This window comes from Kroppenstedtia guangzhouensis, from assembly GCF_014637345.1.
In the GTDB taxonomy this organism is placed as follows: domain Bacteria; phylum Bacillota; class Bacilli; order Thermoactinomycetales; family DSM-45169; genus Kroppenstedtia; species Kroppenstedtia guangzhouensis.
Window position 1 is genome coordinate 190,420 of the sequence record NZ_BMEX01000004.1, and the last position, 14,981, is coordinate 205,400.

Consider the following 14,981-nt stretch of genomic DNA (forward strand, 5'->3'; position numbering starts at 1 on the left):
GGACCGTCTTTTTTCCTTTTGTGATCAGTAACGAACAGCGCTGTTGGCGTTGACCCGTCCGTGAATCCAGTAGCTGCCCGTTCCGCTGATGCGGTCGGCGGAGTTCTGAATAGCTGCCCGGATGTTGCTGTTGCTGCGTCCTTGGGCAGCCAGCAGACCTGCCACTCCAGCGACATGGGGGGTGGCCATTGAGGTTCCACTCAGGGAAGCGTAGCGGCTGGTCGGATAGGTGGAGTAGATGCTGGAACCGGGAGCGGCGACATCCACCCAAGAACCATAGGTGGAGAAGGAAGATTTGCGGTCATTTTGATCCGTGGACGCCACGGCGATGGCATTGGAATAGGCGGCAGGGTAATTCCTGACGGTGTTGCCGGCGTTACCGGCAGCGGCGACAACCACGGATCCTCTGTTCCAGGCATAGTTCACAGCGTTCTGCAGGGTGGTGCTGCTACCGGTGCTGCCCAGACTCAGGCTGATCACTTGGGCGCCATTGTCGGCAGCGTGGACAATTCCATCGGCCACATTGTTCAGGGATCCGCTTCCGCTGGCATCCAACACGCGAACCGCGTAGATGGAGGCATTGGGAGCCATCCCGGCGATCCCGATTCCATTGTTGGTGGCGGCGGCGGCGATTCCGGCACAGTGGGTGCCATGGCCGTTCAGGTCACTGGGAGTCCAATCCCGGTCCACAAAGTCATATCCGTTGATTACTTTGCCGGACAGATCGGGGTGGTTGGCTTGAACCCCGGTGTCCACGATGGCGATCCGGACACTGCTGGAGCTGCGGGTAACATCCCAGGCAGACTCCGCCTGCATGATCTGCGGTCCGTACTGTTGGGTACGGAAATAGGGGTCGTTTGGAGTCCATTGGGTTTTCACGATGTAGTTGGGCTCCGCATACTCCACATTGGGGTTGTTCTCATAGGCTTTAACCGCCTCTTCCACAGAACCCTTCACTTCAACCAGCTCATAGCCGGCCTTCCGGTGGTCGTTCCGTTGGATCACCTTGGCGTTCACCTTTTTGTGGGCATTGGATTCGGCGGCGGTGGTTACCCCTTTATCCTTAAACTTGACGATGACCTGTCCATCCACATAGGGGGCGGTTTTCTCTTTACCGGCGGCTTTCACATCCATGCCGGGGGAGATGAACATACCCGCGGCGAGAGCCAGGATGGCCACTAGAACCAGAAAGCGTCTCATTTGATTCCCTCCATTTGCAATATTCCGATTTCCGTCACTCCGAAACCGGTGTCGGAACCAATCCAGTCAGTTAGCTCCGAATCTCCGACCTATTCTTCACCCGGGAACCGATTCATGCTTGTCCATCCAGGCCGGATGGACAGATTCATCTTCCGTCATTGGCCGACTTCTCACTCTTCAGAAAAACTACGGGGTGGATTCCACCAATCCTTTTTCAAATTCCCCTCCTTCTGAAAAAATATTCAGAGGATATCCTCAATAAGTACTATATCATAGTCGCTTATAATTTGTATATATTTAATTGATTAATAATAAGAAATTTTTATTTTACCATTTAACGCGTCATATCGCCGAAATTATATTGTAATTTTATTTCTTGAAAAGAAGTGGACTGGCTAAGTCATATCACCTATGGATTAGGATGATGTAGGGTGTATAAAAGTTGTGATTTTTGCTGAGGCCAGTGCGTGAAGCTTGAAAAAGCTGTTCACAAGGGGGATTGGGTTTCAGATGGAGTGATTTTGGCAGTTCAGAACAACGAAAAGGTCATGTGAAACCCAATCCCGACCCACCCGGCCAGCACGAATTCACAATGCTTCGAGGAAGGATGGATGGATTTTGGGGGGATGGGAGGGTGCAAAGACGGACAGACGGACATAACTTAATACAGGAAAAATCAACGTCACCTGTCGAACTTCCGATCATCAGATCTTGGAGGGATGCTTCGGTGTCCACTGCACAGATACTCAAATGGATTTCCGGTATTTTGGAAGCGCTTCTGGCCATCCCGGTGCTGGGAGGTTTGATCATCCTGGGAAATGGTTATGTTCCCCTGGGGGTCATGTTGATCCTCCATATCATCACCATGGTTGTCAGCTCCCAGGCCGGGGTGAAAAAACACGGCAGTATCCTGGGGATCATCACCTCCTGCCTCGGGTGGATTCCCGTTCTGGGTTGGATGCTGCATGCAGTCACCGCCATCGCCTTGATCCTGGATGCAGCAAAAAATGACACCTCGATCAAAGCAGATTGAGCGGGCCTTGGTTCCCGCTTTTTTTTCGGGTTCACAGGAACGTACGATCCTGATGCGATCAACTAAAAGAGGAACTCATGTTCCGGAAGAAGGGATTTGGATAATTGAAGAAGTGGAAGCCTTGATTCATATTTTGGAGAGCGACCGAAGGGATCAAGTGCATTTTTGAGGAGGATCCATACAATTAATCGGGCTTAACAAACACCGACACCGCATCCGATGACCCAACCGACTGACGAAGTGAGCAAGGAAGTCCTCCTCACTTATTTTTGCCAGTCAAAAACCTTCATCCCGAAAGGGTGTCCAAAAATGGGCACCCTTTTTTGGTAGGCGAATCATACGGCGATCCAGGGATGCTTGGATTCAAGAGCATATCCTGGCGATTCATCGTCTCCACCCGTATTACGGGTATTCCTCTTCGACGTGAAGGAATCGTGGTCAATCGAAAACGCCTCCGTAGGCTGATGCGCGAGCTTGGAATCCGGGTTATTCGCAAAAAACGGCCCTTTTACGGACGAAAGGCATCCATTCTCTTTCCGAACCGGTTGAATCAAGAGTTTACTGCTGAGGCTCCGTTGCGTCGTCTCGTGACGGATATTACTACGTTCGAATCGGGAACGACTTTGCCTATCTGTCGGCGGCGCAGGATTTGTACAACCATGAGATTGTTTCGTGGTCCTTGTCGAAGCGAAATGATCTGGTTCTGGATTCGTTGGAGCTGCTTAAGGAGAAAGGATCTCTGGAGGATGTACTTCTGCACTCGGATCAAGGTTTTCAGTATACCTCCCGGACGTATGCCCACCGTTTGGAGACCTACGGGATGTTAGGAAGCTATTCGCGCCGTGGGAATTGCTTTGACAATGCTTGTATCGAATCCTTCTTCTCCCATCTGAAAACAGAGAAGCTTCACCTCACAAACCCAAAGACCTTCGAGGAAGCTTACAAAGCCGTCGAGGAATACATTACCTTCTACAACAAAGAGCGTTTCCAGAAAAAATTGGGCGACCTTTCCCCTGTAGAGCATCGGGAAAAAGTCGCCGCATAACCGTTCTTTTTTTCATTGTCTACTTGACGGGGTCAAGACCACTTCGGTGAGGTTTTCTGATTATAATCTAAGAATTGTAGGTGTAGTTGTGCACAGGGGCCTCCCGGGTGGTGGGGGGTTCCTGTGTTTTTGCTCTCGGTTCTGTCGTATCATGAGTTCAACCCATCCAAAAAAAGAAGCTCCGAAAGGCCTCGCTCAGGATATGATTTCATCATCTCTCCGTCCACCATGACGGGGGTTTTCCTTTGATCCCATCGACTGTGCATATCCTCCGGGATCTATGTCCAGTTTCTTATCCTCTTGCTTCTGGTCTCACAGCTTTCAGATAGACTTCAAGACTTGGCAAATCAGGTCGGATATCCGGCTGTTGTCCATTAGTCGCGGTTTTTACTATAACAAAAGACTTAACAGGAAAAGAGTAGATATCTAGACTGTTTCTGATCCCTTTGATATAATTATCCGGCAAATTAAATTTTTCCGTAAAGGGGTTACATAATCAAATTCAAAAAAGTAAGTGTTCTACTTGTTGCATTCGTGTTTGCCTTGTTTGTTCCTACCACAGTATCGGCAGAAGTCGGAACGATGGGAGCTGGAGAGTGGGATTATCTCGGACACTCTGTTTTTCACAATCAAAGCATTGTGTTCAAGTCCGGTGGAGGCAATTTTAAGGCTTGTATCAGTACTGGCTCAGCCGGTGGAAGGTACAGCTTGATGGAGCAAGATCCTGTTAATCCAGATGATGAGGTAAACACTGAATATATTCCTCCTGGTGGTTGTCATACATGGAATGTTGCTTCTTACGTGGATGGAACTAATGGGAAAGCAGAACTATATCTTGCCATCTGTAATTGGTGTAAGGATCGTGATTACCAAACAAGAGCTGATTTTTGGGATTAATAACATGAGGAATCATAGACGTGACCTGCTAAATGGACCAGGCAGGTCACCTTTTTAATTCTGTAGTGGGAAACTTCATTGATTCCCTCATGTTAATATTTATATTGGACAAAAGATATAGAACGATTGGTGATATCTAAGGATGGAAGGATGGGACCATGGACGTTTTGGTGTTGGAGGAAGTTTCAAAAAAAATCGGTTCGCGATGGATTGTGAACAATGTCAGTATGCGAGTCAGAGAAGGGGAAGTATACGGGTTTCTTGGACCTAACGGTGCCGGCAAAACCACAACCATTCGTATGATCGTAGGATTGATCCAACCGACTCGTGGAACAATCCGTATTATGGGCCATGATGTGGAAAAAAGATCCGCACAGGCGATGGAGTATATTGGTGCGATTGTTGAAAATCCGGAGACTTATTCCTATCTCTCGGGACGGAAGAATCTGATTCACTACGCACGCTTGGCAGGATTAAGCAAAAAGGAACGGGATCGACGAGTGGAAGAAGTGACTGAACTGGTCCGATTGACTGACAGGATCGATGATAAAGTAAAAACATACTCTCTCGGAATGCGTCAACGTCTGGGTGTGGCCCAAGCTTTGTTGGCTAAGCCTCAATTGTTGGTGTTGGATGAGCCAACCAACGGTCTGGATCCGTCAGGTATACGGGAGTTTCGTGACCTGATTCGACGCTTAGCGGACGATGGGATGTCCGTTTTTGTTTCCAGTCATCTATTAAGCGAGATACAGATGATGTGTGACCGAGTGGCAATTCTGAACCAGGGCCGCTTATTGAGGGAAGCGGATGTATCAGAGATGTTGGAACAAGATGTCAACGTCTCTTTCCGTGTACGTGACTCGGCCCATGCGCTACAGGTTTTTCAACGTGAAGGAGTGAAAGCCAAAGAGGGGGAACGCGGAATCATACATACCTATTTGGAAGAAGAAGCTATTCCGGAAATGATCAAAATGTTGGTAAATCAGGATGTAGCGATCTATTCTGTTCAATCACAGAAAAATACGCTGGAAGAGACGTTCTTACGATTGACGGAAAAGCCGGTAGATGTGGAAGGGGGAGAAGCCGGTGCGTAAATGGGGATATGTATTTGCTAACGAATGGATGAAGCTGATTCATCGTCGCCGATTTTGGATCACCTTGCTACTGGCTGTGTTGATGAGCATCGCTTTATCAGGGACTTTGTATCAGTGGGAGAAAGAGAATGTCTCCGGCAACTTGATTGTGGAAATGAAACAGCGAATCGAAATGTACGAACAAAATCTGAGAGAAAAGAAAAAAGAGTTGTCAGAAGGAACATCAGAGGAAGCAAACTTATCGGATTTAAAGAATCAAATCCAACTGGAAGAGGAAATCCTTGAGGGTCTCAAAAAGAAATTACATCGGATGCAGCAATTGAAATCATCAGACTGGGATCAACTGACGAAAAGTGATTTAATGAAGTTGAAACAAACGATGGAAAAATATCAAACCGACTCACAGAAAGAGATTTCGGAAGCTAACCGTGAAAGCCAGTGGCAGAAATACCGTGCGCAACAAATGGAATTGCAATATCATCTGGAACGAGATATTCCTCCCCTTCTGCCGGGTGAGCTTACCGCTTGGAAAGCGATGAATCAACTGATGCCGCTGGCGTCCGGATTGTTCCTGCCTATGTTGTTGGTCATACTCGTGGCGGACATGGTGTCCGGAGAGACTTCAAGTGGTACGATGAAACTGTTGCTTGTTCGTCCCGTCTCCCGGGTGAAGATCTTACTGGGAAAATGGGCGGTCAGTCTCACGGCAACAGCATTACTATCACTGTGCTTTTTTGCCACAATGCTGGCCGTTCATCTGTTGCTGTATAATCCGGACGGGGCCAATCAGCCACACTTTGTGAACGTGGATTATATTTTCGGCATGGGGAAGGAAGCACAAATAGTTCCCATTCCACTTTTTGAGGAGGCCTTATTAATACCTGAGTGGCAATATATCATGGGCTCTATGTTGTTAACCGTTTTTGCTATGATGGCCGTGGCCTCCATTACGTTTTTATGTTCCACTGTGTTCAAATCACCGATGATCAGTTCAGGAGTAGCTCTCGCCATGGTGATTCTTGGACAGACACTTCTGCAACAGGTACAAAACGGGAAATGGATGTTCTGGTTGTTCTCCGTTCATTTAAACCCAGGAAGTAATTGGAGTGGTGAGCTTTCGGCCGCAATGGATGCAAGTTTGCCCCTGACAACTGGCATCGTAGTGTTGACTATTTGGATCGGGGTGACTCTTCTGGCATCGTTACTTTATTTTCGGAAGAAAGATATCTTAAACGCATGATTGGAAGAGCGGTGCTTAGTTGGAAAGACGGACACCGTTCTGTTTTTCAACCTTGGATCATCATTCAGTGGGATGTTGTGATGTGAAAAAAGCCCGCCTGCAGGCGAGCAATGTGGTATTATCCCCATACGGTAGACAGTGAAAAAAGTCCATCTGGTAAGATGGGCAAAAGCACTGAACTGCTGGAGGGGATTTTCTTATGGCGAAAAAGGGGCAAACATTCAAACGGTATACATTGGAAACTAAATTGGAGGCTATTCGCTTTCGTCTGGAGGAAGGCTTATCCTACCGCTCGATTTGTGAGCACTTGGAGATCCGGTGCAAGTCTCAGGTCCGTGACTGGGTTCAACGGCATCAAAAAGGAGAGTCGTTAAAAGATCATCGGGGGTTATGGAATCGGAAACACTCTGACAGTTTGGAGGGGGAGAATGCTTACTTGAAAGCACAGGTGGATTTCCTGAAAAAGCGTCATCCAAATCTGTTGGGGGAGTGATTTCCAAAAGCTGTCGTTTTGCCATCATCGATGAACTGCGCCATCATCCCTCCTTGGCACAATTGCTACAGATCGCCAAGGTTTCCCGCTCCGGTTATTACAAGTGGAAGAAGACCCGGTCTCTTGCTGAAGAACACGATCCAGGAATGCTTGGATTCAAGAGCATATCCTGGCGATTCATCGTCTCCACCCGTATTACGGGTATTCCTCTTCGACGTGAAGGAATCGTGGTCAATCGAAAACGCGTCCGTAGGCTGATGCGCGAGCTTGGAATCCGGGTTATTCGCAAAAAACGGCCCTTTTACGGACGAAAGGCATCCATTCTCTTTCCGAACCGGTTGAATCAAGAGTTTACTGCTGAGGCTCCGTTGCGTCGTCTCGTGACGGATATTACTACGTTCGAATCGGGAACGACTTTGCCTATCTGTCGGCTTGCAGGATTTGTACAACCATGAGATTGTTTCGTGGTCCTTGTCGAAGCGAAATGATCTGGTTCTGGATTCGTTGGAGCTGCTTAAGGAGAAAGGATCTCTGGAGGATGTACTTCTGCACTCGGATCAAGGTTTTCAGTATACCTCCCGGATGTATGCCCCACCGTATGGAGACCTACGGGATGTTAGGAAGCCATTCGCGCCGTGGGAATTGCTTTGACAATGCTTGCATCGAATCCTTCTTCTCCCATCTGAAAACAGAGAAGCTTCACCTCACAAACCCAAAGACCTTCGAGGAAGCTTACAAAGCCGTCGAGGAATACATTACCTTCTACAACAAAGAGCGTTTCCAGAAAAAATTGGGCGACCTTTCCCCTGTAGAGCATCGGGAAAAAGTCGCCGCATAACCGTTCTTTTTTTCATTGTCTACTTGACGGGGTCAAGACCACTTCGGGGAGGTGGTTTCTTTGGGAGTCATTCACAGCTGGTCGGACAGGACTGCTTCCATTGCGTTCCATGATTTAGGGGTTGGTGGCTTCGCTGTGCGGTAACGTTTATTTCTCAACTGATCCATGAAGCAGCAATCCAGGTCCGCATTCTGTGGGCTTTTTGCTGTTCGCGTGAAGGAGACTCTATCCATTCCGAAAGGGTTTTTTCATAGGTAACAGAATTATCTATTATATCAATTCACTTGTGATAGAAATAGAAAACCTTATCATCTATCATTAAAATAGAAAATGAGGAGATGGCCAAGACGGGAAAAGGGGGATCCAGGTGGGACAGGGGGAGCCGCGGTATTCATTGTTGCTGTTTGTTTCTGATGTGGAGGAAGGTTTGTTTGAGGATGTGGTGGACCGAGTCCGATGTGGGATCAAGGTTTGGCTGTTTGCGATGGACTCTCTGGAAGCACTTGAAAAAACGGCAGAGTGGCAACATCTGAAGAAAGCGGGCATGCTTCGCTGGTGGGAGGTTCCATTTCAATCCAACTTTGCCGGTATCAGAGCCCAGTTTGTCGACGGTCAAGTAACGGATTCGGTTCTATATGAGTATCTTTGCCGGGAGACGGATTTCAACCGGGAGCAGTATGAAGTGGAGCACAGTGATCCGAAGGCCCACTTGTTGGTGACGGCAGGGGCGGGTACAGGCAAGACCACCGTCCTGATCGACCGCCTGCTTTTTTTGTGCCATACAGATCCGGAGTTTTCCTTTGACTCCACGGTGATGATCACCTTCACCAACTTGGCCTCCTTGGAGATGCGTAAACGGTTGGGGAAACGACTGATGACTTACTTTGAGGTGACCCGGAATCCCCGTTATCTGGGATGGTTGGATGAGACGAGGGATCTGTTTCTTTCGACCATCCACTCCTTTGCCAAAACCCTGTTGGAAGAGGGGGGGACGGCCGCCGGACTTCCGGTCGGACTGCAGCTGCGCAGTTTCCGGGAACAGAAGAATCGGTGGATCGAGACCTGTGTGGACGAATTTGCCGAGCAACATCCGGAGGTTTTTCGTTCCTTCCGCTGGATCCCTCACCATCAGTTGGTACACGCTCTGTTGCGGATCCACGAAGCGGTGGAAAACCGGTCATTGACATTGGAAGAGTTGAGCACCCTGGAATGGGGTGAGGATGAATCCGGTTTTCACCATTTGGTTCAATATGTTCTCGTTCAACTCTCCATGAAGTTGGAACGGGTCAAGGAAGAGAACGGGGAGCTGGAACTCTCCGATCTGATTCGCCGGCTTTCCTCCCTGAAGGGGAATTTTGGACTCTTTGGGGACCGGCGGGTAAACCATCTGTTTGTGGATGAATTTCAGGATACGGACACTGTACAGGTGGATCTCCTCCTCTGGATGCAGGGACAATGGGATTGCCGAGTATTGGCGGTGGGGGATGTGAAACAGAGTATCTATCGCTTTCGGGGCGCGGATTATACGTCATTTCAGCAATTGCAGGAAGGTCTCCAACACCGGCCCCGGTCGGTGGTGAAGAAGGGGTTGGTCAAAAACTACCGGACCATCCGTCCGCTGTTGGAGGAGATGTCCCCTCTCTTTGAGAACTGGGGCCGACGGGTGAAGGGATTTATGTATGAGCGTAAGGATCAGCTGGAGGGGATGAATCGGGGAGACGGTCCCGGCTTGATTTTAAAGGATCTCAAACTGAAGGCAACTTTCCGGGAACTCCTCGGGGAACTTCAAGGGACAGACACCTGCATCTTGGTCCGTTCCAACCGGGAAGTGGAGGAGATGATTAAGCAACTGGAGGAATGGGGATTTTTCTGTGAGGGAGGAATACAGGGGAATTTCTTCCGATCTTTGCCTGTGCGGGAGTTGTACCTTCTGGTCAGTCTGCTCACCCGGCCGGTGACCCCCTCCTTGGCTTATGCTTTCCACTGTTCTTCCTTTGGTGCGGGGGAACTGGGAAATTCCTTGATTCTGAAGGATTTCCATCCGGATCATCCATCCTTTCTCACCCTGTGGGAAAAACATCCCGAGTCCCGATGGGTGCGGGAGTTGCGGAAACAGGCCCTGGAACAACCGATTCTCCCTCTGTTAAGGAAGGCAGTCCGGGAGATCCGACCCCAGGACCGGCTCGCCTGTCGCTTGTATCAGGAGTGGGTCAGGCGTTTTCCTGATCGGGATCCCGCTGATTTTCAAAAGGAAGCCGTCACCCGTCGCTTGGAGTACGAGGCCGGGCTGGATCATTTGTTTTTCTTGTTGCAACGGGAATTTACTGACGCGGTGGCCACACCGGCCAGAGTAGAACGGATGCTGCGTCTTCATATCCTCACTGATCGAGAGGAATCCCCTGTCACCATCGCAGCGGAAAAGCGGGAGCACCGTTTTCGGTGCATGACGGTTCATATGGCCAAAGGACTGGAGTTTGATTATGTGATCTTGCCCCGGACCGATTTTGCCTTTACCGTTGCTGGGCGCCCCCAGGTATGGTTGGCCAGGGAAGGAGAGCGTTGGAAACTGGGTTACCGATTGGGCTTGGATACCCGCACGATCCGCAACAGCCTCTTTGAGGATTTGCGTCACCAGGAGGAGGAGGAAACCCGGGGGGAGGAGACTCGCCTTTTGTATGTGGCGATGACTCGGGCCGTTCAGGGACTCTATGTCCATGTGTCGGAGACCTTGTCCGACTCCTCTAAGGTCAATCGTTGGGTGGATCTTTTGAGGGGAGGAAAAAAGTCCGTTGCTGTACGTTGAGACTTATCCGGATCCAAACCGGTTTTTCGAAGAACTGACCTTCGACGAGGAGAGTCTTCATGTCACAGGAATCCAGTCCTTGCAGGTGGTTCTTCAAAAGCAGGCAGGCCCGTATCGGGATCGGATCATGCACCTGGATGAGCTGATGAAGTTTCTCTATCCCTACTGGTACGGAATCGTGACGGATTATGTCTTGGCCTCAAAGATGCGTCGCTTCCTGGAAGAAGAGGGGCTGGAGGAACAGTGGAAACGTCGGATTCACCGCTCACTGCCGGTATGGGTGAAGGCCTTCCGCTTCGCCGCCGCCCTCCGGTTAGATCGGCTGACTTGGGAGGGAGGAATGGAGGAGCGCTGTTTTGCCCGCCTGTATGAGCGGATGATGACTGAAGATACAGGAGTGCGGAAGCTGGTGGAGGGGCGCCGCGTCCTTGCCGGAAACATGCTCCGGAAGAAGCGGGGGGAAGTAAAGACCCTGTATGTTTACCATCTTCAGCAACTGGATGCCGAACGGATGCTTTTTTTTCGGGAGTGTGAACGTTCCGGAGTCCGGGTGGTGTTCCGGTTTCCCTACCATGCGGGGTACGAGTCTTTCTTTCGAGGATGGAAGGATTTGTACGAACAGGTCGCTGGAACCGTTGATCCCACCCTTTGGTCGACAGGAGAGGAGTTACGGAGGGGGGGTGACTGGATTCGCCACCGAATGGGGGAGTCGGGAGGTGGAGAAGAGGATCCCATCTCTGTCCAGGTACTTCGTTTTCCTTCCCCGGCCCGCTTTCGGGAGTATGCCAAGATGGAGGCGGAGAAGAAGTCCGGGGTGCGGGTGGTGGCTCCCTCCTATGACGAATTGAACCAATCCCTCCGCGATCTGCCTCCCACCGATCCACCCTCTGCTGGGGACAATACACCCCGCAAACTGGACCTTCCCCATCATCCGGCGGTCCGCTTTCTCCATCATCTGTATGAGGCCCGCAAAGTGGAGGGGGAGATTCAGCTCTCCTATGAAACCTTGGTGGAATGTATCACTTCGGGATGGGTTCAAGCCAAGGGAGTCTCCGGTACCAAGGCCCTCCCGTTGTTGCTGGAGCTGGAACCTTACCTGAAGACCCCGTCCCTCCGATTTTCCATCGGAGAGATCAAGGAACGGCTGCAAACATTGGAAGTGTTGCAGGCTGCAGGGCGAGAGTTCGATCAATTGGGCAAGGACCAATCCGGACGCAATCGGATCAAACGGTATCTGTCCAATCCGTTGCGGGCTTTTTCCTTTGTCCATGAGGGACGGAGCGGGGTTACGGTTCGGCAGCTGTCCGACTTGGTAGGAGATTTGGAGGATAAGCTGAAGCGGTTGCTTCCCGAAGAAGGGAAAGGGATGCTGACCTGGGATCATTTCGGTGCTCTACGCCAGATCTGGCGGGGGGTGAAAGGAAGGTTGGATGCTGATGGCGAGGTGGTCCGGGAACTAGAAGAGGTTCTTCGCCATCCTGTTACTCTGAACTGGAGGGCAGAGCGGGAGGAACTCCATGGCTTGGTGAGTCTATTCCTTCGCCGAGAAGGGGAAGAGGAGCACCGTTTTCACTGTCGCGGATTAGAGCAGTTGGACGGCCTCGCCTTGTCGGAAAAGCCGCTCCATCTGGCTGATCTGTCCATCCGGAGCCTGGTGAGGTTTCACCGAGGATACCGCTCTCTGCCGGCACCCTTGACCCTCTCGTGGCTGAAAAGCTCGATCCGTCAGGAGCGGGAAAGGGGCAGCTTGACGGAAGCGGGCGCCTCCTGGCTGCTGCATGCCTTGTTGGTTCACCATTATTCGGACCAGGCCTGGCAACGGTTTGTTCCCTTTCAGCTGTTTTACACCCTGGCCTATGGGCGGGGAGAGCTGACTGTGAGCTGGACGGAAGGGTGGAATGAACATGACGGTCCCTCCTCCGACTGGGAACTCTTCGCCTTGCTCTATGGAAAGGACGGAAAAGGAAGCGACTGGGCAGAGGAGACGGAGGAAGTGGATCACTTATGGGGAGATCCGGTGACGACCCGAGAGGAAACCGAGATTCCTTCCCCTGATACATTCCGGGAACAGATTCCGGGGGTCTATTGGACTGACCTCGACCTGTGCCCGCGAAAATTCTTTTTGACTGGTTTCCTGGAGCATTTTCCGGTCTACACCCAGGACTTTCATCACCGGCTGGTCTTTGCCCAACTGGGTTCCCTTTTCGCTCAGCAAGCGGAAGGGGAAGAGGGAGTGCAACAGCATTTCTCCCCTCTTTTTCCCCAATGGACGGCCACACTGAAGCAGAACCTGATCCGCACCAACCGGGCGGCGGATCTGCGAGATTACCGCTCTTTTCAGAACCTGGTTTATCCCCTGGCGATGGAGCGGTTGCAACGCCTGCGCACCTCCTCCCGCCGGCGCAAATACCGGGATGCCCACCGGAAAGGGCGGATCCAGGAGAAGGAATGGCTGAAAGAGTGGATTCCCCGCCTTGCGGAGGGGGCGGAGATCCGCCCCGGTTCCCACTGCAGGATGTGTCCCTATTTGATGCAATGTACGGAAGGAGAGTTTCCCATTGACGACCACAGTCGCTTTGTCTGATGCCGCCCGTTCCTTTTTTCTCCGTTCCGCTAAAGCTTGGCAAAACTACTTTGATGCTGTGGGACTGTTGCCGGGAATCGATCCTTCCGTCGAGCAGAAGGTGGTGATCCAACAGGAGGAAGACCAGCTGTTGATCAACGGTTCCGCAGGCAGCGGCAAGAGCATCACCCTGATGTATAAGTTGATGAAAGTGATGGAACAGGTAAAGGAGCGACACCGGATCCTTTACGTCACTTTCAACAGGACACTGTTGGATGACACTCGCAAGCGAATGGAACAGTCGGAAAGATTCCTAGAGTTGAAGGAACGACATGAGCTTCATCTGGAAACCTTTCACCAGATGGCTTACCGGCTACTGAAGAAAATGGGGGTGCGGGATATCTGTCCCTTTTACACCTCCCTCGATTCGATCCAGAAGCATCAGGCCAAGATCCGGGCCCGTATCATCGCGTTGCGTGATGCATTTATGGAAAGTGAGACCTACCAACGCCTTCCCGAGGCGGAAAAGTTGTACAAGACCCATACCGCTGCCTTTTTCTACGAGGAATTCATGTGGATGAAAGCCAACGGTTATGTGAAACGGGAGGATTATCTGGAAGTGGAACGAACCGGACGCAGCCAGACCCCTCGGCTGACAAAGGCTCAGCGGAAGACAGTCTTCACCTTGTTCGAAGACTACCGGGAGATGATGCGGACAAAGTACAAGAATGACGGATACGACATGGAGGATTATGCCCTGCTTCTCTTGGGGTATCTGGATCAACTTCCGGACTCCCACCACTTTGATTATGTCTTTGTGGATGAGGTGCAAGATTTGCAACCGATGCAGATCTTGGCTCTAGCTCGTTTGCGCAAGAAGGGGATTGTTCTGACCGGGGATCCCAAACAGCGGATTTACCGATCCACTCCCCACTCCTATGCCTCCCTCGGACTGAACCTCCAGGGGCGGCGCAACCGGACCCTGAGACAAAACTTCCGCTCCACCCGGCAGATCATGACCTTGGCCAACTCCCTCCGCTTTGACGATACTGAAAACGACCGGGAGAATAACCAAGTTTATGTCAAAGAGGGACCCAAACCGGAGATTCGTTACTTTCCCAAGATAGCAGTCTTGGCCCAATGGCTGACGGAAACAATCCAGTCCATTCACCGACGGGATCCGGAAGCCACCCTCGCGGTCATCCACCGTTATGATGATGAGCTGAACCGGGGCCGTCCATTACCGTTACAATCTTTTCTGGAGAGAAACTTTTCCCTGGTCACCACGAGGGATTACCACAAAAAGTTTGATCCCGCCGCATTCCGAAAACCGATCTTTTTCACCGATGTGGCCAGTGTCAAGGGATTGGAGTTTGACTACGTCTTCATTGTCCACTTTGACCGGGATCACTATCCGCTGAAATCCAGGTTGAAGGATCTCCGGGAACGTTCTAACGATCCTTCCTCCGAAGCCTTTCAAAAGGACGAAAATGCCATACTGAACGACGAGAAAAAATGGCTCTACGTCGCCATCACCCGGGCCAAAAAGGAAGTCCGCCTCCTCTATTCCGCCGAAAAGGCACTGCGAATCTCCCAGTTCATCAGGGATTTTGACACGGAGGATTATGTGGCGGTGGGATTTGATCAGAGGAGGTATGGGAAGTAGGGGGGGAGATACGAGGCTGGATCGACCAATTTTGGGATAGAGAGCTGTCGTTTTTTCATGATGAAAATGGTAAAGTATAGATTGGGTAGAAAATCATTTTAAATAAAAC

The 14,981-nt window shown here is 50.8% G+C and carries 8 protein-coding genes and 2 pseudogenes; 9 read left to right on the plus strand and 1 reads right to left on the minus strand.

What is annotated here, in order from left to right; translation table 11 throughout:
- Positions 1-24 precede the first annotated feature (24 nt).
- Positions 25-1,200, minus strand: a complete 1,176-nt coding sequence (locus IEV46_RS07495) for a S8 family peptidase (protein WP_188431539.1) — start codon at positions 1,198-1,200, stop codon at positions 25-27.
- Between the two features lie 727 nt (positions 1,201-1,927).
- Between IEV46_RS07495 and IEV46_RS07500 the strand changes: the two genes are divergently transcribed.
- The 9 genes and pseudogenes from IEV46_RS07500 (at position 1,928) to IEV46_RS07545 (ending at position 14,872) form a co-directional block, all read left to right on the plus strand.
- On the plus strand, positions 1,928-2,233 hold the full coding sequence (locus IEV46_RS07500; RefSeq protein ID WP_188431541.1) for a hypothetical protein: 306 nt from the start codon (positions 1,928-1,930) through the stop codon (positions 2,231-2,233).
- A gap of 289 nt (positions 2,234-2,522) precedes the next feature.
- Positions 2,523-3,278, plus strand: a pseudogene (locus IEV46_RS07505) (IS3 family transposase); the annotation flags it as partial.
- Positions 3,279-3,860: 582 nt separating this feature from the next.
- Complete coding sequence (locus IEV46_RS07515) at positions 3,861-4,175, plus strand: YndA family protein (RefSeq protein WP_188431547.1); 315 nt, start codon at positions 3,861-3,863, stop codon at positions 4,173-4,175.
- 158 nt (positions 4,176-4,333) lie between these two features.
- Complete coding sequence (locus IEV46_RS07520; protein WP_188431549.1) at positions 4,334-5,269, plus strand: ABC transporter ATP-binding protein; 936 nt, start codon at positions 4,334-4,336, stop codon at positions 5,267-5,269.
- Entirely contained in the window at positions 5,262-6,509 is a 1,248-nt protein-coding gene (locus tag IEV46_RS07525; protein WP_188431551.1) for a DUF2705 family protein, read from the plus strand. Before IEV46_RS07520 ends, IEV46_RS07525 begins: the two co-directional genes overlap by 8 nt.
- A gap of 199 nt (positions 6,510-6,708) precedes the next feature.
- Positions 6,709-7,840, plus strand: a pseudogene (locus IEV46_RS07530) (IS3 family transposase).
- 367 nt (positions 7,841-8,207) lie between these two features.
- The gene (locus IEV46_RS07535) at positions 8,208-10,643 is read left to right on the plus strand and encodes a UvrD-helicase domain-containing protein (protein ID WP_188431553.1); all 2,436 of its coding nucleotides are present in this window, start codon (positions 8,208-8,210) and stop codon (positions 10,641-10,643) included.
- A complete protein-coding gene (locus IEV46_RS07540; RefSeq protein ID WP_188431555.1) occupies positions 10,630-13,227 on the plus strand; it encodes a hypothetical protein in 2,598 nt (865 codons plus the stop codon). Before IEV46_RS07535 ends, IEV46_RS07540 begins: the two co-directional genes overlap by 14 nt.
- Positions 13,202-14,872 (plus strand): UvrD-helicase domain-containing protein, encoded by a 1,671-nt coding sequence (locus IEV46_RS07545; protein ID WP_188431557.1) that lies wholly within the window; start codon positions 13,202-13,204, stop codon positions 14,870-14,872. The genes IEV46_RS07540 and IEV46_RS07545 overlap by 26 nt, the downstream gene beginning before the upstream one ends.
- The last annotated feature ends 109 nt before the right edge of the window (positions 14,873-14,981 follow it).